General features: G+C 69.5%; 16 protein-coding genes. 11 read left to right on the forward strand and 5 right to left on the reverse strand.

Annotated elements, in window-relative coordinates; genetic code table 11:
• Positions 1 to 113 precede the first annotated feature (113 nt).
• A complete protein-coding gene (locus tag AB0I03_RS19950) occupies positions 114 to 1805 on the reverse strand; it encodes a DEAD/DEAH box helicase (protein ID WP_360414934.1) in 1692 nt (563 codons plus the stop codon).
• 416 nt (positions 1806 to 2221) lie between these two features.
• Here AB0I03_RS19950 and AB0I03_RS19955 point away from each other — a divergent pair, with 416 nt between their 5' ends.
• The 5 genes from AB0I03_RS19955 to raiA all read left to right on the forward strand — a co-directional run bounded on the left by AB0I03_RS19955 (position 2222) and on the right by raiA (position 7406).
• Entirely contained in the window at positions 2222 to 2914 is a 693-nt protein-coding gene (locus AB0I03_RS19955) for a ferritin-like fold-containing protein (RefSeq protein ID WP_360414936.1), read from the forward strand.
• Between the two features lie 106 nt (positions 2915 to 3020).
• Positions 3021 to 4319: a hypothetical protein gene (locus AB0I03_RS19960; RefSeq protein ID WP_360414938.1), complete on the forward strand. Its 1299-nt coding sequence runs from the start codon at positions 3021 to 3023 to the stop codon at positions 4317 to 4319.
• A complete protein-coding gene (locus AB0I03_RS19965; protein WP_360414940.1) occupies positions 4319 to 5671 on the forward strand; it encodes an ABC transporter permease in 1353 nt (450 codons plus the stop codon). Before AB0I03_RS19960 ends, AB0I03_RS19965 begins: the two co-directional genes overlap by 1 nt.
• Before the next feature lie 16 nt (positions 5672 to 5687).
• Entirely contained in the window at positions 5688 to 6329 is a 642-nt protein-coding gene (locus AB0I03_RS19970; RefSeq protein WP_360414942.1) for a ComF family protein, read from the forward strand.
• Positions 6330 to 6740: 411 nt separating this feature from the next.
• The gene (gene raiA, locus AB0I03_RS19975; RefSeq protein WP_360414944.1) at positions 6741 to 7406 is read left to right on the forward strand and encodes a ribosome-associated translation inhibitor RaiA; all 666 of its coding nucleotides are present in this window, start codon (positions 6741 to 6743) and stop codon (positions 7404 to 7406) included.
• A 166-nt stretch (positions 7407 to 7572) separates the two neighbouring features.
• Here raiA and AB0I03_RS19980 read toward each other — a convergent pair whose 3' ends face one another.
• From AB0I03_RS19980 to AB0I03_RS19990, 3 genes are all read right to left on the reverse strand, one after another.
• Positions 7573 to 8721: an Ig-like domain-containing protein gene (locus AB0I03_RS19980; protein WP_360415355.1), complete on the reverse strand. Its 1149-nt coding sequence runs from the start codon at positions 8719 to 8721 to the stop codon at positions 7573 to 7575.
• An 84-nt stretch (positions 8722 to 8805) separates the two neighbouring features.
• Positions 8806 to 9777 carry a GNAT family N-acetyltransferase gene (locus AB0I03_RS19985; RefSeq protein ID WP_360414946.1) on the reverse strand — a complete coding sequence of 324 codons (972 nt, stop codon included), beginning with the start codon at positions 9775 to 9777 and terminating at the stop codon, positions 8806 to 8808.
• Positions 9778 to 9847: 70 nt separating this feature from the next.
• Positions 9848 to 10969 carry a GNAT family N-acetyltransferase gene (locus AB0I03_RS19990; protein WP_360414948.1) on the reverse strand — a complete coding sequence of 374 codons (1122 nt, stop codon included), beginning with the start codon at positions 10967 to 10969 and terminating at the stop codon, positions 9848 to 9850.
• Positions 10970 to 11084: 115 nt separating this feature from the next.
• Here AB0I03_RS19990 and secA point away from each other — a divergent pair, with 115 nt between their 5' ends.
• Positions 11085 to 13982: a preprotein translocase subunit SecA gene (gene secA, locus AB0I03_RS19995; RefSeq protein WP_360414950.1), complete on the forward strand. Its 2898-nt coding sequence runs from the start codon at positions 11085 to 11087 to the stop codon at positions 13980 to 13982.
• 501 nt (positions 13983 to 14483) lie between these two features.
• Here the strand turns inward: secA and AB0I03_RS20000 are convergent.
• Positions 14484 to 15407, reverse strand: coding sequence for a hypothetical protein (locus AB0I03_RS20000; protein WP_360414952.1), 924 nt, complete (start codon positions 15405 to 15407; stop codon positions 14484 to 14486).
• Positions 15408 to 15607: 200 nt separating this feature from the next.
• Here AB0I03_RS20000 and pruA point away from each other — a divergent pair, with 200 nt between their 5' ends.
• The 5 genes from pruA (at position 15608) to AB0I03_RS20025 (ending at position 20651) form a co-directional block, all read left to right on the forward strand.
• Positions 15608 to 17233, forward strand: a complete 1626-nt coding sequence (gene pruA, locus AB0I03_RS20005) for an L-glutamate gamma-semialdehyde dehydrogenase (protein WP_360414954.1) — start codon at positions 15608 to 15610, stop codon at positions 17231 to 17233.
• A gap of 57 nt (positions 17234 to 17290) precedes the next feature.
• A complete protein-coding gene (locus AB0I03_RS20010) occupies positions 17291 to 17623 on the forward strand; it encodes a DUF397 domain-containing protein (RefSeq protein ID WP_360414956.1) in 333 nt (110 codons plus the stop codon).
• Positions 17624 to 17958: 335 nt separating this feature from the next.
• Positions 17959 to 19509 (forward strand): S8/S53 family peptidase, encoded by a 1551-nt coding sequence (locus AB0I03_RS20015; RefSeq protein WP_360414958.1) that lies wholly within the window; start codon positions 17959 to 17961, stop codon positions 19507 to 19509.
• Positions 19510 to 19513: 4 nt separating this feature from the next.
• Positions 19514 to 20131, forward strand: coding sequence for a sigma-70 family RNA polymerase sigma factor (locus AB0I03_RS20020; RefSeq protein ID WP_360414960.1), 618 nt, complete (start codon positions 19514 to 19516; stop codon positions 20129 to 20131).
• Positions 20121 to 20651 (forward strand): hypothetical protein, encoded by a 531-nt coding sequence (locus tag AB0I03_RS20025; protein WP_360414962.1) that lies wholly within the window; start codon positions 20121 to 20123, stop codon positions 20649 to 20651. The genes AB0I03_RS20020 and AB0I03_RS20025 overlap by 11 nt, the downstream gene beginning before the upstream one ends.
• Positions 20652 to 20793: the final 142 nt, after the last annotated feature.

Here is a 20793-nt window from a genome sequence, read left to right on the forward strand (position 1 = left end):
GGGGGGGGGGGGGCCGCCCCCCCCTTTACACGGGGGGGACGTGCACCCCCCCGCGGGCCGGGGCGGGGGCCCCTCGATCGAGGGACACCGGCCCGAGCCGTCTCTTGCCTTGCTTATTCGGCGGTCGCCTGGCGGTCGCTGTCGCCCGTGGGGCGACGACGGCGGCGTCGGCGGCGGGCCGGGGCCTCGCCGTCACCGTCGGCTTCGGCGCGCGGGGCGCTGTCGCCTTCGGGCTTGGCCTGGCGCGGGGCCTTCGCCGCCGCGCCGGTCTCGGCGCCTTCGGTGCGGATGCGGCGGCGCTGGCGGCTGCGCGGGGCCGGAGCCTCGCCGCCGTCGGCGGTGCCGTTCCCGGCAGTGCCGTTCACGACCGCGCCCTTGTCGTCCACGGTGATGCGCTCGCTCGAAGCGGCGGGACGCTCGCTGCGCCCGCCCGAGCGTCCGCCGCCGCGGCGTTCGCTGCCGCCCCGGCCGCGGTCGCGGTCACCGCGTCCCCGGCCTCGGCCGGACTTGCGGCTGTCGCCCTCGACGTTCTCCTCGCGCTCGGCGCTGAGGCCGTCGCGCTTGCGCTGGTCGCTCGGGAGCGACGACGGCGCGCCTTCGGGGATGTCCAGGTCCGTGTACAGGTGGTCGGACGTGTGGTACGTCTCGATCGGCTCGCCGATGTCGAGGTTGTTGTTCTTGACGATGATCTTCCAGCGGGGGAGGTCCTCCCACGTGAGGAAGGTGACCGCGATGCCCGTGGCGCCCGCGCGGCCGGTGCGGCCGATGCGGTGCACGTACGCGTCGGCCTCTTCGGGCGCGTCGTAGTTGATCACGTGCGTGATGTCCGGGACGTCGATGCCGCGGGCGGCCACGTCGGTCGCCACGAGCACGTCGATCTTCCCCGCGCGGAAGGCCCGCAGGGCCCGCTCGCGCGCGTTCTGCCCCAGGTCGCCGTGGACCGAGCCGACCGCGAAGCCGCGGAAGTCCAGTTCGTCGGCGACCTTCTGCGCGGCGCGCTTGGTGCGGCAGAACAGGATCGTCAGGCCGCGTCCGCGGGCCTGGAGGATCCGGGCCGTGACCTCGACCTTGTTGAGGGCGTGGGTCATGTAGACCAGCTGGCGGGTGTTGTTCGCCGCCTCGAGGTCGGGGGCGGTCACGTCGGCGGCGACCGTCATGGGCCGGTGCATGTGGCGGCGCGAGAGCGACATGATCGTGTCGGGCATCGTCGCCGAGAACAGCATCGTCTGGCGCTCGGTGGGGAGGAGCTTGAGGATCTTCTCGACGTCCTCGGAGAAACCGAGGTCGAGCATGCGGTCGGCCTCGTCGAGGACGCAGTGCGCGATGGCGTCGAGCTTGATGTGCTTGGACTTGTGCAGGTCCAGCAGGCGCCCGGGGGTGCCGACGATGATCTCGACGCCCGTCTTGAGGGCGTCGACCTGGGGCTCGTAAGCGCGCCCCCCGTAGATCGGCAGGACCCGGATGCCGCGGGTCTTGCCCGCGTCTTCGAGGTCGCGTGCGACCTGGAGGCCCAGTTCGCGGGTCGGGACCAGGATCAGCGCCTGCGGCTTGCCGCTGGCGCCCTCCTCGGCGGAGAGGATCCGGTCGATGATCGGCAGGCCGAACCCGAAGGTCTTGCCGGTGCCGGTAGGGGCGCGGCCGATGATGTCCAAGCCGCGGAGCGCGATGGGAATCGCGTACTCCTGGATGGCGAAGGCCCGTTCGATGCCAAGCGCTGCAAGCGCTTCGACGGTCTCTTCTCTGACGCCCAGCTGGGCGAAGGTCGGCCCCTCGTTCGTGGGCCGGTCGTTGTTCACTTCGTTCACTCTGTTCACCTCGTGGCGGAGGACGTCACCAGATCCGGGGAACTCGGCGCCACATTCAGTCTCGTCATACAGCGGCGACGACCGCCGGATTCGGGAAGTCGCCGCTTCGCAGGAGCGGTTCGGCGCTTGGCGCCGGTACCGCGTTCGAGGACCGCTCTCGCATCGCCGAACTCGTATGGTCGAACCGTGATTCGCGAGCTTCGTCGAGGGGACTGCCACCAGATGGCCGCGGTCGCTCCCGTCCATCGTACGCTCCCGAAGCACCCCCGTCTCGGTGCGACGTCGCCATCAGGCCCGCAACGTGGGCGGACTCACCCGTTCGGGGCCGCGTCGACCTGCGAAGACGCGTGCAACGGTCCCGTTTGCGACAACCTGTGAAGGCGAAGGCCGCTCTGGGCCAGTGGTAACCTGCCCCCGTGTCCGAGACAACTGATCCCGCCGCGCAAACCGACGACCCGGCCCCCGCCGCCGCGGCCCCCAGCCGCGAAGCCGTCATCGATCTCCTTGGGCTGCTTGCCCTCGGCGAGCTGCTCGCGTTCGAACGGATGGTCTACGACGCGCGGCTGGCCCCCGATCTCGGACGCCGGGCCGCCCTCTCCGAAGCCGCGGTGGGTGAGATTCGCAACTACCGGCGCCTCGCCGACCGCCTGCAGGAGCTCGGCGCCGACCCCGGCGAGGCCATGGCCCCGTTCAAGGAGGCCTTCCGCTCCTTCGACGCCTCCACCTCGCCGCGCGACTGGCTCGAGGCTCTTGTGAAGGTCTACCTCGGCGACGCCGTCGCCGACGACTTCTTCCGCGTCGTCTCCGCCGGACTCGACGAGCGGGACCGCACCCTCATCGAGACCGTCCTCGCCGAGACCGGCGCCTCCGACCTGGCCGCCGAGGAGATCCGCGCCGCCGTCGAGGCCGATCCCGCCGTCACCGGCCGCCTCTCGCTGTGGGCCCGCCGCCTGGTCGGCGAGGGCATCAACCGCGCCCAGGGCGTGGCCGCCGCCAACGAGCGCCTCACTGCGATCATCCTGGGCGACGGCGGGACGCTCGACGCCCTGCTGCGCAGGCTCACTCGCGCGCACCAGGACCGCATGAAATCCGTCGGGCTGAACAACTGAGCCGCTACTCGTTCACGGCTCGCAAGGGGCGTTACCGAATCGAGATGAATCGGCCGCAACTGGACCCTTCCTTCCACGCGTCTTGGCGGTGGAGGAGGACACAAACATGCGGCTCACAAAAAGCCATGTCGTCAGCGGGGTTCTTGGCCTTGCGCTGCTCGGCGCCACCGGCACCGCCTGGTATTTCGCAGACCAGGCGCGCACCCCGGCCCAGCGCGCCGAGGAGACGGCCGCACCCGACGACAGTGTGATCACTGTCCGGGTCGACCAGGACCAGTTGATCGACACGCTCGATTTCGACGCGGAACTCAACCGCACCGGAGACTTCGAGATCCCGGCCCCGGCGAACGCGCCCGAAGGGGCCGAGACCGCCCTGGCCTCGAAGCTCCCGCTCGAGGTCGGCGACGAGGTGAAGGCCGGCACCGTCCTCTTGGAGGTCTCCGGCCGCCCGATGATCGCCCTGAAAGGGGCAGTGCCCGCCTACCGGGACCTTCAGGAGGGCGACACGGGGCCGGACGTGGAGCAGCTGCAACTGGCGCTCCAGCAGATCTACGGCACCCCCAAGACCGGCAAGTTCGACGCCCGCACCATCGCCGACGTCAAGAAGCTCTACGACCACGCCGGATACGACCACGCGACCACCTCGGAAGAGGTCGTCGACGAGACCCCCGAGGGTGAGGGCGACGCGCCCCCCGAGGGCGAGGGCGACGAGGACGCCGAGAACACCGGCGGCGGCCAGACCACCACAGTGGAGCGCGTGACCGTGCCCGCCGCGGAGGTCGTGTTCCTGCCCGAGCTGCCCATGCAGGTCAGCAAGATCAACGCCAAGCAGTCCGCGCCCGTCACCGGCATCGAAGGACCGCTCATGGTCCTCGCCTCGGGCGACTGGAAGCTCGAGGCCAAGCTCGACGAGGAGACCGCCTCCGCGCTCATGGACGCCGGCGACGACGCCGAGCTCGAGTTCGGCAGCGGCCCCATGGAGGGCCAGGAGGTCGGCGCGTTCGAACTCGAAGAACGCGAAGAGGCCGCCGAGAGCGAAGGCGACTACTACGGCGAAGAGGGCGGCGAGCAGCAGACCGTCGACGTCGTCTACGCCGTCTTCGAATTCGACGCCGAGACCGTCGAGGGCATCGACGACCTCTCCCCCGGCGAGGAGCAGGAGGTCACCCTCATCCGCGCCCGCTCGGCCGAGGACGCGCTCATCATCCCGCTCTCGGCCCTGTGGACCGACAGCGAGGACCGCACCATGCTCACCGTCGTCGAAGGCGAGGACGGCAAGGAGCGCCACGTCGAGGTCAAGGTGGCCCTGCGCCACGAGGGCCGCGGGGTGGTCGAGGTCGTCGACGGGGAGCTCGCCGCCGGCGACGAGGTCGTGATCGCCTGGCGCGACCGGGAGAACGCCTGATGGCCAGGGGGCGCCGCAAGCCCGAGACCGACACTGAGCTCCTGGAGTTCGTCACCGCCGAGGAGCCGGTCGAGGCCCGACCGCGCGGGCGGAAAGCACGCAAGGCCGCCAAGCAGGAGGCCAAGGCGGCACGCGAAGCCGCCAAGGCCGAAGTACCGAAACGCCAGGGCCGCTTCGGGGTCCGCAGCATGGGCATCGCCTACGAGGCGTTCCAGTCCCTGCGGGGGCGCTCCATGCGCACCTGGATGACCGCGATCGGCATCGCGCTGGGCATCGCCGCCACGGTCGCCACCGTGGGCCTCTCGTCCACCTCGGCCGCGGCCATCGCCGAGCGCTTCAACGCCACCGAGGCCACCCAGGTCACCGTCTCGTTCTCCAACAACATGCGCGACGCCGGCTTCGCGCCCACATTGGACGCCAGCGAGCGCGTGCGCTCCATCATCGGCGTCGAGAACGCCGGCATCTTCTGCACCTCGAGCGAGGAGCGCAAGGCCTCCCGCACCGAGACCCAGGACTACACGCGCGACGTCCCCGTCCTCGGTATGGAACCGGGCGCGATGGAGGCCTACGGCTTCACCTTCGTGGAAGGCGCCGCCTTCGACACCGGGCACGTCGTCCGCGACGACAAGGTCGCCATCGTCGACGAGTCCGCCGCCCGCGACCTCGGCTACGCCTCGCTCGAGGGCGGCCCCATGATCTACCTCAACGGCGAGGAGTACGCCCTCGTAGGCGTCTACACCGCGCCCGAGGGCGAAGCCAAGCTCACCGGCGCCGTGATCATCCCGCCCACCCCCTGCACCGCCGCCGACCCCGCGTACGGGGCCGCGGAGGTCTTCATCCGCACCGACCTCGGCGCCGCCGACAAGGTCGCCCAGACCGCCCCGACCGCCGTCTTCCCCGAAGGCGCCGACAACCTCTCGGTCACCAAACCCTCGGACCTGCGGAACTTCCGCAAGGGCGTGGAGAACGAGATGCAGGCGCTCCTGCTCGGCCTCGCCGGCGTCTCGCTCGTCATCGGCGCCGTCTCGGTCTCCAACACCGCGCTCGTCTCGGTCATGGAGCGCCGCAGCGAGATCGGCCTGCGCCGCGCCGTCGGCGCCGCCCGGCGGGCCGTCGCCATGCAGTTCGTGTGGGAATCCACCCTCATCGGACTCATCGGCGGCCTCTTCGGCACCGTGCTCGGCGTGAACGTCACCGCGGTCGTCTCGCTCTACCGCGACTGGCAGATCGTGTTCGACCCGATGCTGTTCGCCGCCGGACCGGTCATCGGCGCTGTCGTGGGCGTCGTCGCCGGCGTCTACCCCGCCTGGCGCGCCAGCCGCATCCCGCCCGCGGTCACCCTCCGGGCCTGACACTCGTTAGTCCCCGGTGAGACTCACCGAGGACGCACGGGACCTGTTCCTGCCCGCCGCCTGCGCCTCCTGCCGGAGCGCGCCGGCGGCGGGCAGCGGTCTGTGCGCCGACTGCGCCGCCGACCTGCTCGCCCTCCGCCCGGTCCTCGCCACCCCGGCCCGGCGCACCGCGCCGCCCGTGGTCGCCGGCGGGCCCTACGCCGGGGCGCTCGCCGAGGCCCTCAACGAGTACAAGGAACGCTCCCGGCGCGAACTCGCCCCCGCCCTGGGCGCGCTCCTGGGCCGCGCGCTGGCGGTCGTCGCCGCCGAGGTCCCGGACGCCGTGCTCGTCCCGGTCCCGCCCACCCGGGCCGCCCGCCGCGCCCGCGGCTTCGACCACGTCGCGCACCTCTGCGCGGGCCTGGGGGAGCTGCATCCGGTGCTGCGGGCGCGGCCCCGGCCCGACTCGGTGGGCCTGACACCGCAGCGGCGCGCCGCCGCGGCGCGCGCGAGCCTGCACCCCGCCCCGCGCCGCCTCGCGGCCCTCATCGCCTTGGGGCGCCCCGCGATCCTGGTGGACGACATCGTGACGACCGGGGCGACGATCGACGCCGCGGCCGCGGTGCTCCGCAGCGCCGGCCTCGCGGTCCCGGCGGCGGTCGTCGTGGCCGCCGCATGAGTGTGGCTGGAGAGGTTCATGTGACGGTACCGGCGGGTACGCCTTCAGGTGTCGGCAATTCGACAAGCCGCGAAACACCGCTTCGGCCGCTAATGCGAAGAGTTATCTCCAGTCCTCCGAATTTCGCGCGGACGTACCCATTCGCATTGGAGAATTCCGGTAGCCGAAGGGTCGACTTTCGGTGACCGAGGGGATAGTCTCGAAATCTCGGATCGGTAACGAGACGACAGCGGCCACATGGCCCAAAGGTGAACGCCCCCAATTCCTGAGGCGCGGAAAGCCAGGTCGTTCCACCCGTGAGAGGAGGTTGCTCCTGCCGCCGTACCGGACCATCGGCTCCGGACCCAGCACGCACAACTTCGTCCGCATCACCGCCGCAAGCCGCGCGGGATGCACCTGGGAGGTTCAGAGGTGGACATCGTCGTTAAGGGTCGCAACGTGGAGGTTCCCGACCACTACCGCGAGCTCGTCGAGGAGAAGATCGAATCGAAGATCGCCAAGTACCTCGCCCGTTACGACGGGGAGGCGATCCATATCGACGTCGAGCTCTATCACGAGCCCAATCCCCGCCAGGCCGACCACGCCCAGCGAGTGGAGATCACCTGCCGTCCTAAAGGGACTGTCATGCGCGCCGAGGCCTGCGCCGAGGACTTCCGCTCCGCGTTCGAACTCGCCGTGACCAAGCTCGGGCACCAGCTCCGCAAGAACACCGACCGCAAGCGCATCCACCGGGGCGGGACCAAAGCCCCGATGTCGGTCGCGCAGGCGACCTCCAACGGCAACGGCGGGTTGAACGGCACCCTTCTCGCGGAGCCCGAGGTGAAGGACGCCGCAGCGGCGCATTTCATCTCCGAGGACATCGACCACTTCGACGGCCTCGTCGAGGACCACCTGCCCGGCCGGATCGTGCGCGAGAAGATCCACCCCGGCGAACCGATGACCGTTGACGACGCACTGGCGAACATGGAGCTGGTCGGCCACGACTTCTACCTGTTCCACGACAAGGAGAGCGGCCGCCCGACGGTCGTCTACCGCCGCCGGGCCTTCGACTACGGCCTGCTGCGGCTCGACCTCTAACCGGGCCGCGGCGCCGCACGACGGCGCCGATGCAAGAGGGGGGACTTTCCTCTTCGGTCCGGATGTTGTTGAGGGGTGGCATCCGGACCACGGACGAGGCCCCGGGCGCAAGCCCGGGGCCTCGTTCCATGCTCAATCCGCTTCTCGGTGGTGCACGCGCCGGGCCCTAGAGGGCCGAGCCTTCCTTCCACTCGTCGAAGGACATGATCCAGAACCCCCAGCCGTTGTCCCACGGCATGTCGCGCGGGGAGGACTCGCCGACGACCTCGACCGGGTCGCCGCGCTGGGCGATGTTGAAGAACCACTCGGCGTCCGAGTCGCTGGCGTTGAGGCAGCCGTGCGAGAGGTTCGCCTCGCCGAGGCTGCCGTTCCAGGGCGCGCCGTGGACGAACTCGCCGGTGGCGTTGATGCGGGTGGCCCATTTGACGGGCGTCGAGTAGTAGCCCTCGTCGCCCTCCTCCTTGCCGGGGGAGACCATGGTCTTGTCGGCCATCTTCTCCATCACCAGGTGCGTGCCCTTGGCGGTGTAGTACTCGTACTCCGCGCCGGAGCCGCCGCTGATCGGGATCTCCTTGGCGACCTCGCCGTCGATCTCGACGGTCATGGTGTGGGTGTCCAGGTCGGCGACCGAGATGTTCGCCTCGCCGATGACCATCTGCGCGGTGTAGTCCTCGCCGCCCCAGGTGTCGTCGCCGAGGAACTCGCCCTCGAAGTTCGCGGTGAAGGTCACGGTCTGGTGGCCGTCCCAGTACTCCTTGGTCCGGTAGATCACCGTGTCGTCGTCGATCCACCGCCAGGCGCCCTCGTGGCCCTTCTCGGACTCCACGACCAGCAGCCGCTCCACTGCGGCGCGGTCGGGGGCGTCCTCGGTGAAGGTCACGATGAGCGGTGCGCCCACACCGACCTCCTCGCCCTCGGCCACCGGGGTGACGTCGGCGACCGCGAAGCCCGAGCTCTCGCGGGCCTGGGTGGTGAACTGCTGTTCGAACTCGGTCACGGTGCCGTCCGAGCTGACGGCCTTCGCGACGACGTTGTGGGTGGACCCGGCGTCGAGGATGCCCTCAGAGGTCCAGGTGGTGAGGTCCTCGGAGAACGAGCCCTCGATGGTCTCGGAACGGTCGGAGGTGACATTGACCTCTTCGAGGATGCCGTCCACCACGGACAGGGTGAACGGCGCGGTCGGGTCCTGCTCCTCGACGGCGTCCATCGACACCGCCGGGACGATCGGCGCGGGCGTGAACGTCCCCGTCTGGGGCGCGCTGCAGGCCCCGGCCATGAGCAGCAGGGACAGCACCGCCAAGGCGCGCGCGGGCATGAGCTTCAAAGGGGGTTCCTCCACAAAGCGAAGTGACTGGATCACTATAGCTTCGACGCTCGGCCCCACCTGTTGGGTTGCATGTCAATCGCTACTTAGCGAAGCCCACAGCAACGTGTCCCGCCGCCGCCCCGCGATCGTCGGCAGACCGCCCCGCTCGACCCCCTCCAGGCGGAACCCCGCGCGCCTGAGGACCGCCTGCGACGCGGTGTTGTGGATGTCGGTCCCGGCCCACACGCGGTCGAGCCCGACCTCCTTGAACGCCCACTGGCGCACCAGCCGCACCGCCCGCGTCGCGTACCCCCGGCCGCGGGTCTCGGGCCGCAGGTCGTAGCCGATCATGCCGGTGCCCGCGACGCGCGCCACGTCGTAGAGCCCGATCGTGCCCTGGTAGCCGGCGCCGTCGTCGATCACCATGAGGGCGCTGCGCCCGCGCAGCCACTCCAGTGCCGCCCGCCACTCGCAGATCTCGCGGGCCTCCTCCCGGCTCGGCGGCAGCGGCAGGACCGCGCCGGAGTACACCTCCGGCCGCGAACGGTGCCGCAGATGCGCCTCGAAGTCGTCGGGGATCAAGGGCCGCAAGGCGATCACGCCGTCCCGGAGGGTCCCGCCCGGCAGGTCCGGCAGCACCCGCGGGAACGGCCCGGGCCCGTCCTGCGGCAGCAGCCCGAGCGTCAGCGCCTCCGTGCCGTCCCAGGCCGCGCCGCGCGCCACACCGCTGTCGGGCCGGAACCCGGCCCGCATCGCCGCCCTGATCGCCGCCTGGTCGCGCACCGGCGGCCGCACCTCCAGGCGCCGCGCGCCGCGGTCGAACACGCCCGGGGCCGCGGCCCGCAGCATCGCCGCCGCCAGGTGCTTGCCGCGCCGCTCGGGCGCGACCCAGTACCGCGCGGTCACCGTGGCGCCGACGGCCGCGAAGCCCAGCGCACCCCAGACGGCCTCGCCCTCGGGCCCGTACGCGAGGGCGTGGGGCGCGAACCCGCAGTCGACCTTGGCGTCCTCGGGCGCGGGGCGCAGCGAGAACGCCGCCGACTCGACGGGCTCGAAGTCATACACGCCCTCAGCCAAGCAGGGGCGACGCCGTCCCGTCAACCATTCGCCGAACAGAATTCACGTTGTCGGCGGCTCAGGCCACGTCCTCGGGCAGCAGGCTCCCGAACCACGAGTCGAGCAGCCCGTCGGCACCGTGCCGCACTCGCCTGCGCGTGCCCTCGACCGTGAAACCGGCCTTCTCGGCGACCCGCCGCGAGGCCTCGTTCCCGACCACCGCGCGCCAGTTGACGCGCTCCAGTCCCAGCTCCTCGAAGCCGAGCCGGCACAGCCGCCGCACCGCCGCCGTCATCCAGCCCTGCCCGCGCGCCCACGGCGAGCAGAAGTACCCGATCTCGGCCTCGCCGGCCGCCCCGAGCCCCAGCTCCACCGAACCGCAGTACCGGTCCTCCGCGTCGGCCAGCACGAACAGCACGCGCTCGCCCCGCTCCCACGCGCCCTCGCAGAACGCGAACCAGTCATCCGCCATCGCCCGGGTGTAGCCGCGCGGCACGGTCGTGCACCGCTGCACGTCCTCGTCGGCGCAGGTCGCGGCCAGGTCGTCCAGGTCCGCCTCGCGCAGCGGCCGCAGCCGCAGTCCCGCCACCCCGGTCTCGAGCTCCTGGCGGTCGGCCAGGAAGAACCCCGCCTGCCGCTTCAGAATGCCGTAGTCCGCGGGCGGATTGTCGGGTCCGCGGACCTCGCCGGGCAGCACGCCGCCGACCCAGCAGTCCTTGGAGACGCCGCGCTGGTGCACCCCGTTGCGGGCGATGCCCTCCACGGTGAAACCGGTGCGGACCGCGGCGAGGCGCGACGCGTGGTTCCCCACGATCGCGTCCCACGCGATGCGCTTGGCCCCCATGTTCGTGAAACCGAACTCGACGGCCGCGCGGATCGCCCGCTGCGCCACGCCGCGGCCCCGGGCCCACGGCGCGGTGACGTACGTGATCGTCAACTCGTACGGGAACGACTTCGTCAGCGCCATCGAGCCGCACAGCGATCCGACCTCGTCGACCACCGCCCACCGGGGGTTCCCGCTCTGCCAGTGCCGCTCCTGGAGCCACACGAACCGCTCGCGGGCGGTGCCCGCCCAGGGGAGGGGCATCACGAGGAAGCGCTCGATGAGCGGGTCGGCGTAGATTTTCGCGAGATCGGCCATGTGCCGCTGCTCCCACGTGACGAGTCGCAGGCCGTCGGCGGTGAGGGTGACGGGTTCCATAAGCACTGATTGTGCCCCACCGGCGGCCGTCGGGACCAGCCGCGGAGTACGCGTATTATTGACCGGGAAATCCACCCTGTTCTGGCCGAGACGTTGCTGTGGGAGCTGATCTTCCGTGTCGTTGTTCGAGAAGGTACTGCGAGCCGGCGAGGGCCGTGCGCTCAAGCGACTCAACGCGATCGCCGACGCGATCGACTCCTTGGAGGACGAGTACGCGGCGATGACCGACGCGGAGCTCCGCGCGCTCACCGACGAGTACAAGGAACGGCTGAAGGACGGCGAGACCACCGACGACCTGCTGCCCGAGGCGTTCGCCACAGTGCGCGAGGCGGCCAAGCGGGTCCGCGGGATGCGGCACTACCACGTGCAGCTCATGGGCGGCGCCGCACTGCACCAGGGCAACATCGCCGAGATGAAGACCGGTGAGGGCAAGACCCTCGTGTCGACGCTCCCGGTCTACCTCAACGGCCTCACCGGCAAAGGCGTGCACCAGGTCACGGTCAACGACTACCTGGTGCGACGCGACGCCGAGTGGATGGGCGAGATCCACCGCTTCCTCGGCCTGACCGTGGGCGTCGTGCTCCCGGGGGAAGGCGCCGAGAAGCACCGCGAGGCCTACAACTGCGACATCACGTACTCCACGAACAACGAGCTGGCGTTCGACTACCTGCGCGACAACATGACCAGCTCGGCTGACAGCCTCGTGCAGCGCGGCCACCACTTCGCGCTCGTCGACGAAGTCGACTCGATCCTCATCGACGAGGCCCGCACCCCGATCATCATCTCCGGCCCCGCGGACCACACGCCGCGCTGGTACAAGGAGTTCGCGGAGATCGTGCGCTCCATGAAGCGCGACGAGCACTACGAGGTCGACGAGGGCAAGCGCACGATCGCGATCACCGAGTCGGGCGTCGCCCGCGTCGAGGACCGCCTGGGCATCGAGAACCTCTACGACTCGGTGAACACCCCGCTGGTCGGCTACCTCAACAACGCGATCAAGGCCCACGAGCTGTTCGAGCGCAACCGCGAGTACATCGTCTCCGAGGACAAGGAAGTCCTCATCGTCGACGAGTTCACCGGCCGCGTGCTGCCGGGCCGGCGCTTCAACGAGGGCATCCACCAGGCCATCGAGGCCAAGGAGAAGGTGGACATCAAGCAGGAGAACCAGACGTTCGCCACCACCACCCTCCAGAACTACTTCCGCATGTACGAGAAGATCGGCGGCATCACCGGTACCGCGCAGACCGAGGCCGCCGAGTTCAACAACGTCTACGGCATGGGCGTCATCCCGATCCCCACGAACAAGCCGATGATCCGCAACGACCAGTCCGACGTCATCTACAAGACCGAGGAAGCCAAATTCCAGGCGGTCGTGGACGACATCGCCGAGCGCCACGAGACCGGCCAGCCGATCCTCGTGGGCACCACCTCGGTCGAGAAGTCGGAGATGCTCGGGCTCCTCCTGAAGAAGCGCGGCATCCCGCACCACGTGCTCAACGCGAAGAACCACGCCAAGGAAGCGGACATCATCGCCCAGGCGGGCCAGCGCGGCGCGGTCACCGTGGCCACGAACATGGCCGGTCGCGGTACGGACATCATGCTCGGCGGCAACCCCGAGTACCTGGCCGCCGCCGACCTGCGCGCGCGCGGGATCGACGAGGCCGACGAGGAGACGTACGCGGCGGCTTGGGAGGAGGCCCTCGAGAAGTTCGAGGAGACCACCAAGGCCGAGGCCGAGGAAGTGAAGGACGCGGGCGGCCTGTACGTGCTGGGCACCGAGCGCCACGAGTCGCGGCGCATCGACAACCAGCTGCGCGGTCGCGCCGGCCGCCAGGGCGACCCGGGCGAGTCGCGGTTCTACCTCTCGCTCTCCGACGACCTGATGAAGCGGTTCAACGCGGATGCGGTGCGCGCCATGATGAACCGGCTGCGCGTCCCTGACGACGTGCCGATCATCTCCAAGATGGTGTCGCGCCAGATCGAGTCGGCGCAGTCGCAGATCGAGGGCCACAACGGCGAGATCCGCAAGAACGTCCTCAAGTACGACGAGGTCATGAACCGCCAGCGCACCGTCATCTACGACGAGCGGCGCAAGGTGCTCAACGGCGAGGACGTCTCCGAGCAGATCGGGCACTTCATCGACGACACGCTCGAGGCCTACGTCGCGGGCGCGACGAGCGAGGGCTACGCCGAGGACTGGGACCTGGACGAGCTGTGGAGCGCGTTCAAGCAGCTCTACCCGATCCAGATCTCCCACAAGGACCTGGTGAAGAAGGCCGGCGGGCTCGCCGAGCTCGACGCCGAGACGCTCCTGGCCGCCGTGAAGGAGGACGCGCACGAGTTCTACGCCTCGCGCGAGGAGGAGTTCGGCGAGGAGATCCTGCGCAAGCTGGAGCGCCGCGTCCTGCTGCAGACGATCGACCGGAAGTGGCGCGAGCACCTGTACGAGGTGGACTACCTCAAGCAGGGCATCAGCCTGCGGGCGTACGCGCAGCGCGACCCGGTGATCGAGTACCAGCGCGAGGCCTTCGACATGTTCCAGACGATGCTCGACGGCATCAAGGAGGAGTCGGTCCGGTTCCTCATGAACGCCGAGCTGAAGCAGAAGACCGAGGGCTCCGCCGAGCCCGAGGCCCAGATCCGGGGCCTGGAGCCGCTGAAGAAGCCGGAGATGCTGACGCAGTCGGCGCCGTCGATGGACACCGCGAGCGGTGTCGAGCAGCAGACCACCACTGAGGACGGCGCGGTGTTCAAGCGCCCGCCGAAGCCGGTCCCCGGCCAGAAGCGGGCCGTGAAGCGCACGCCCGGGGCGGGTACGAAGGGCGCGGCGAAGGTCGCGCCGAAGTCGGCCCGTTCGGCCGGCCCGCGCAAGGCCTCGACCGCGCCTCCGGCGAAGCAGGCGAACCCGCAGCAGCGCCAGTCCGAGAAGGTCGGGCCGAACGAGCCGTGCCCGTGCGGTTCGGGCAAGAAGTACAAGCGCTGCCACGGGGCCCCCGGCGGGGCTGCAAACTAGGGGCATGCAGAAGAACTCGAGCCGCGGTTCGGAGGACGCGCCGAGGCGCGTCTACGTGCCCGCGAACGTGGAGATGCTGGCGCACCTCGCCGCTCACGGCGAGGTGCGGTCGGTGCTCGATGTGCACGCGGTGACGGCCTGGCTCAGCCGCGAGGCGCCCGGCGCCGACATCGAGGACCTGGAGTACACGGCATTCGCCGATGCGGCGCTGGCCGCAGTGGCGCTACTCATTGACGGCTCGCAAGCGTCGCCGAAGGGCCTGGTGGATCAGGCGCCGCGGCGGGTGGTGATCTCCGCTGACGTCCCGGCCGCTTTGGTCGAGGACCGGCCGGACGGCACTGCCGCGAAGTTCGACGGCACAGTGCAGCTGAAGCAGGTGGCGGCGATCCACATCGACGACGCCGCCGCGGCGGTGCAGATCGCGGCCGAGCTCGTCTCGGGCGAGCCCGACCTGGAGCTGATCGGCGCGAACGTGCTCGACTGGTACGACCCTGCGGAGCTTCAGGACCTCTTGGCGGCCTTGGACTTAGGGTGCTTCGGCAGCAGCAGGCCGAAGGCGAGCACGGCGCAGAACGCACCGGCGAACATCGCGGTCATCGACCCGTTGTACTGGGACTGGAAGCTCAGGCTCAGGTAGGCGCTGTCGAGCGGGGAGACCTCGTCCGCGCCGACGGCGAGGACCGATTCGACGCCGAACTGGGCGATGATCGTGGAGAGCATCCAGATCGCGCCGGGGATCGCGCCGGCGAACAGGTGGCCGATGAGCTTCACGTTCGCTTTGCGCTTGCGCAGGTACAGGAACGCGGTGATGCCGCAGGCGAGGCCGATCAGGAACGGGGCGGCGGTGCCGAGGGCGTTGTACTCGTCGAGCGGGTCCGAGAAGAGGCTCAGCGACGAGGCCGCTTCGTAGATGCCGCGCGCGTACATGAACACCAGCAGCACCAGGGTCGCGATGAGCCCGGCAGCGGTGGCGGCGGCGTGCCTCGACAGGGCGATGAGCCCGCCGACGAGGCCGGAGCCGACCAGGGTCAGGCCGATCGCCAGGGCGATCGCGGCGTCGACGCTGAACAGCGCGTAGGCCGCTGCGCCCGCGACCAGACCGGCCACGAGGGCCCCGATGAGCGCGGCGAGTTTCTGCGGGCCTTTGACCAGGCGCAGGGCGACGACTGCGGCGACCGCGCCCGCGAACACGGTGACGATGATGGGGCTGAACAGGCTCAGGGCCAGGAGGATGACGCCGGTCTGGTCGAGCCCGTCGGCCATGCCGGTGACGCGGTAGAGCGAGAAGAGGACGCCGCCCACGGAGAGCAGGGCGGCGGCGCCGAGCACCCAGAGCGCGACCCGGCCCGGCCGGGCCGCGGGCGGGGCCTCCGCTCGCGGCTCGGTCTCCTGCTCCTGCGCCTGTGCTTCCTGCGTTTCAGTCACCTGCCCAGAGTACGGACCGGGGTCTCGGGGCATCCGTGCGGAGCCGCGAGTGTGGGCTGAGCGGACACCTGCCGGTTTGTTCGCATCGCAGCAGGTCGCGGGCTTGAACTGTGCGAGGATGGCGGCAGGGCCATGCGTCTTGTAGCCTGGTTATCAAAGACTTGTCACCGCAGTAGCCATCGATTCGACGGGAGGGCGCGATGGACGCCTTGTTTACGGTTCCCACTCCGGAGAATGAACCGGTCAATTCGTACGCACCGGGCACTCCTGAGCGCGAGAGCCTCCAGAAGACGCTCGCCGAACTCGCCGGCACCGAGCTCGAGCTCGACCACCACATCTCCGGCGAATGGCGCCGCGGCACCGGTGCCGAGATCAAGGTCGTGCAGCCCCACCGCCGCGCCCACGTCCTCGGCACCACTCGCGAGGCCACCGCCGCCGAATGGGGCGACGCGGTCGCCGCCGCCAAGGCCGCCCGCCACGACTGGGTCCGCACCGACTTCGCCGACCGCGCCGCGATCTTCCTGCGCGCCGCCGAACTCATCGCCGGCCCCTACCGCGACGTCCTCAACGGCGCCACCATGCTCGGCCAGTCCAAGACCGCCGTGCAGGCCGAGATCGACGCGGCGTGCGAGCTCATCGACTTCCTGCGCTTCAACGTCAGCTTCGCCGAGGGCATCTACCGGCAGCAGCCGAACTCCTCCAAGGGCCTGTGGAACCGCACCGACCACCGGCCGCTCGACGGGTTCGTCCTCGCCATCACGCCGTTCAACTTCACCGCCATCGCAGGCAACCTGCCCACCGCCCCGGCCCTCATGGGCAACACGGTGGTGTGGAAGCCTTCGCCGACCCAGCAGTTCGCGGCGCACTTCGTCATGAAGGTGCTCCTCGAGGCGGGCCTGCCGCCGGGCGTGATCAACATGGTCACCGGCGTCGGCGAGAACAGCGAGACCGCGCTCCTCGACCCCGACCTCGGCGGCATCCACTTCACCGGCTCCACCAAGACCTTCCAGCACCTGTGGAAGACCGTGGGCGCCAACATCGCCGGATACCGCACCTACCCGCGGCTCGTCGGCGAGACCGGCGGCAAGGACTTCATCGTCGCCCACCCGAGCGCCGACGTCCAGTCCCTCGCCGTCGCCATGGTCCGCGGCGCCTACGAGTACCAGGGCCAGAAGTGCTCGGCCCTCTCGCGCACCTACGTGCCGGCGTCCCTGTGGAAGCGGGGCCTGCGCGACGCCGTCGTGGGCATGACCGAGGACATCACCTACGGGGACGTCACCGACTTCGCGAACTTCGGCGGCGCCGTCATCGACGACCGCGCCTTCGCCAAGCACACCGCGCTCTTCCAACGCCTGCAAGAGGACGCGAAGGCCACCGTGGTCACCGGCGGCTCCGCCGACGACTCGCAGGGCTACTTCGTGCAGCCCACGCTCATCGAGTCCACCGACCCGACCCACGAGCTGTTCTCCGAGGAGTACTTCGGGCCGATCAACGGCGTCTACGTCTACGACGACAACGACTTCGACACCGTCGTCCGCCAGGCCGCCGATATCGCCCCGTACGCGCTCACCGGCGCGGTCTTCGCGAACGACCGGGCCGCGATCGCCCGCGCCAGCGAGGAGCTCCGCTTCGCCGCCGGCAACTACTACATCAACGACAAGCCCACCGGCGCCGTCGTCGGCCAGCAGCCCTTCGGCGGCGCCCGCGGCTCGGGCACCAACGACAAGGCCGGCTCCTGGCAGAACCTCGTCCGCTGGGTCAGCCCGCGCTCCATCAAGGAGAACTTCCTGCCGCCCACCGACTACCGCTACCCGCATCAGGGCTAGCCAGCCGCTCGCGAGGGGGCCCGGACCGTGCGGTTCGGGCCCTTTTATGCTTGGCCCATGACGAAGCGTGAGCACCCGCTCAAGGGCGAATTCGACACTGCGGCCGCCCGTTGGGAACGCACCACCCACGAGGACGGCACGCCCGCCGCACTCGAGATCGGCTACGCCGACAACGGCCTGGTCGCCCTCCGCATGGCCGAAGACCCCGAAGGCGACGTCCTCATCTACACCCCCTCCGAGTGGGAGGCCTTCGTCGAAGGCGTCCGCGACGGCGAGTTCGACATCGAGACCTGGGACGACGAGCCCATCGTCGAGATCATTGACGACGAGGATGAAGACCGGGACGCCAACGAGAAAGCCGACGCGGGCGAAGCGAAGTCCGCCTCTTAGCAAGCCCCGCAACGGCTCACGGCCGCGCCGACGGGAGACCGCCAGCGCGGCCGTCTGCATGCCCGGATCCACCGCGCATCGCCGGAACGTGCCAACCTGAATTTCTCGCGAAGCTCTTGTATCCGAACGGACTCGGCGGTCTCTTCCCTGGTGAATGACGCGATACCCGCCCAGTCAGTGGTGTTCGCGGCATTCCGGGCTTGACTGCCTCCCTACCTATCGGCGCCGTTCGTGGCCCCCGCGAATGGCGGCAGGCGAGGAGAATGGATCGCGAAGAGATCCCCCTCCTCACCGAACAACCGCATAGACCCCCCGAGAACAGCAGAGGAGCTCCCATGCGATTGGTGTTCGCCGATCACGAACCCCATCTGAAGCCCAACCCCCGCCGCGACCACATGAGCGGCGTGCCCGAGCTTTCGTACTCCACTCTGGACCGCCACGGCGGCCGCGTCCTCGCCCCTGGACAGGTCGTGCGCACGGCGGGTCAGTCGGCGCCGATCGGCACGATCTACCGCTATGACCGTCTGCTCGTGGACGAGTCGGTAATCCGTGACGACCACTCGCGACGTCGACTCGAAGGCGCGGTCGGACCGACTGGCATGTCGCTTGAGAGCCGGTCCGCCAGCACGATCATCCCGGGTCAGGGCGCCTACCGCGTCCCGGTCGTGAGCTCCTACGGAGACCAGGCCGGAGTCGACGCCTGGTCGCTGCTCCAACGGCTGCGGACTGACACCAGTGACGCAAGCCTGCCAAGAGACCTGCTCGACAAGGTCCGCCTTGAACACCTGATGATCTGCGCGAAGACCGGGGGCGGAGGAATCGGCAGCGGCGAGCCGCCGATCGGCGGCGGACACTACTCCCCGCTGGGGCGCATCCCGGTCGACATGGTCAACCCGATGCCCGTCCGCCGGAAGCTGGACCGGCGCCTGCGCGTCGCGGTCCTGGACACCGGTGTTCCGTCACGTCACCCCGCGTTCGACGTCTCCGACCGTACCGAGCACGACGACACCTTCGTGGTGGTCGACCACGCATTCCAAACCAAGCTCGGCGAGCACTCCGACTCCCCGGCGATCCCACTCGACGACCCTTGGGAGGGCCCGGTCCACGAGCCGACCCTCATCGGCGAGGTCGCCAGCCATTTCGGGCACGGCACGTTCATCACCGGGCTACTCCGGCAGATGTCGCCGGACGTCCAGGTTTATTCGCTCCGGGTCGTCCACAACGACGGTATGGCATACGAGCACGAGGTGATCGCGGCCGTTCACCACGTCGCCGACCAGGTCGAAGCGGCACGAAACGGCGACGCGGAGGCGTTCGGGGTCGACTTGGTCGTCCTGGCCATGGGCTATGTCGACGAGAACCCGGAGGACGAGCCCGGTGGCTGGATCGGCGATGCGGTGCAACGCCTCGCGGCACTCGGCATCCCCGTAGTCGCCGCCGCAGGAAACCAGTCGTCAGACCGTCCTTTCTACCCCGCGGCGTTCGCGGGGAACCCGACGGTTGAGAACGCCGCCCCGATCCTGAGCGTCGGCGCGCTCAACCCCAACCGCAAGATCGCGATGTTCTCCAACGAAGGCCCTTGGGTCTCGTGCTACGCCACCGGGGCCGGGTTGGTGAGCACGTACCCATGCGAGGCTTCGGGCTCGCGAATGCCCGAACGACGAGCGATGTCGACGATGCTCAACCGCCACAGGGAAAGCCACGACCCCGACGACTTCTCGGCCGGGTTCGCGGTCTGGAGCGGTACTTCATTCGCGGCGCCGATCGCGGCTTCGTTCCTCGTGAACGCGATGTTGGAGACCGAGTTCAGCGAGGTCAGCGGTGCCGCTAAAGCTTCAGCGCGAGCACACGAAGCGTTGAAACGGCTGAAGAAGCAGCTAGCCTGAAACCATGAACGCGATTTCGGCTCACCCGGTGGATGCCGTCGACTACGACCGGCGCGCGCAGCTCTATCTCTCTGCGCGCGCCGGCGACGGCAGTGCACAGCAGGCCCTCGTCACAGAGCTCAACGAGATCCTGTGGCGTGCGGCCCGTCGCACCGGACTGGACCGAGAGCGCGCAGCAGACGTCGTACAGACCGCATGGCTTCGGCTGTGGCACATCGAGAAAGAGCTGGAGCACCCTCGCGCTCTGACCAAGTGGCTGCTCACCACGGTCAGCCGCGAGGCATGGAAGCAAATCGGACACATGCGGCGCGAGGTCCTCGCCGACCCGATCGACATCCGTGTAGAAGAGACCGCCGAAAGCGCCGAGGACGGACTCGTCCGCGACGCCGAGCGAGAGGCCGTGCGCCGTGCCTTCCTCGCACAGCCGGAGCGGTGTCGGCAACTGCTCGCCTTCGTGGCGACAGTCTCCCGGCCCGACTACGACATCATCGCCGAGGCATTGGGGATGAAAAGGGGGAGCATCGGTCCGACTCGGGGCCGCTGCTTGGACAAATTGAGGAGAACGCTCCTGGACGATCCGTCCTGGAGCGCAGGTGAGGAGCGGGATGAAAATGCGGCCTGAAGACGAAAGTCAGAGCGAATTCGAGCCATTGGACTCCTGCGATGAGCGGATCTTGTCGGTGATCAACGAACTGCATCACCGCCATGATCCGATCCCGGTGGATCTCAACGAGCGGGTCCAGTTCGTGCTCGAACTGGAAGCGGAACTCGATGCGAGAGTAGCCCGGGTGTCTCGATCCGGGGACCTCGTGTTGACGAGGGGCGACTCGGAATTGATGGTCGGCCAGGGCGATCCGGCATCGGTCACGTTCGACTGCGAGGCGGTCACCGTGATGGTGACGCCGCGTCCATCCGCTCCTGGGGGACTTCGCCTCGACGGTTGGATAGGGCCCGAAGGCATCTATGAGGTCGAACTCAGGAGCCCCGAAGGCTCACGAAGAGCCTCAACCGATGGATCTGGCAGATTCGCGCTCGAGGGCGTGCCCGACGGGCAGATGCTCCAACTGGTGATCCGGCCCGATGAAACACTGCAGCGACAAGGGCTACCGGCAGTCGTCGTGACACCCGCGGTCCGCCTGTAGCATATAAAGAATGCTCCACGGCGCTTGGCGATTGTTCACACGTGGTCAGCGCCTCAGCCGCCGCGGCAGGGTTGCCGAATCCGCAGCTGTTCTGGAGGAGGCGCTGGCACTCCTCGACTGGAGTGAAGAACGACTCCCTGAA

The organism is Glycomyces sp. NPDC021274 (assembly GCF_040641195.1).
Taxonomy (GTDB): domain Bacteria; phylum Actinomycetota; class Actinomycetes; order Mycobacteriales; family Micromonosporaceae; genus Glycomyces.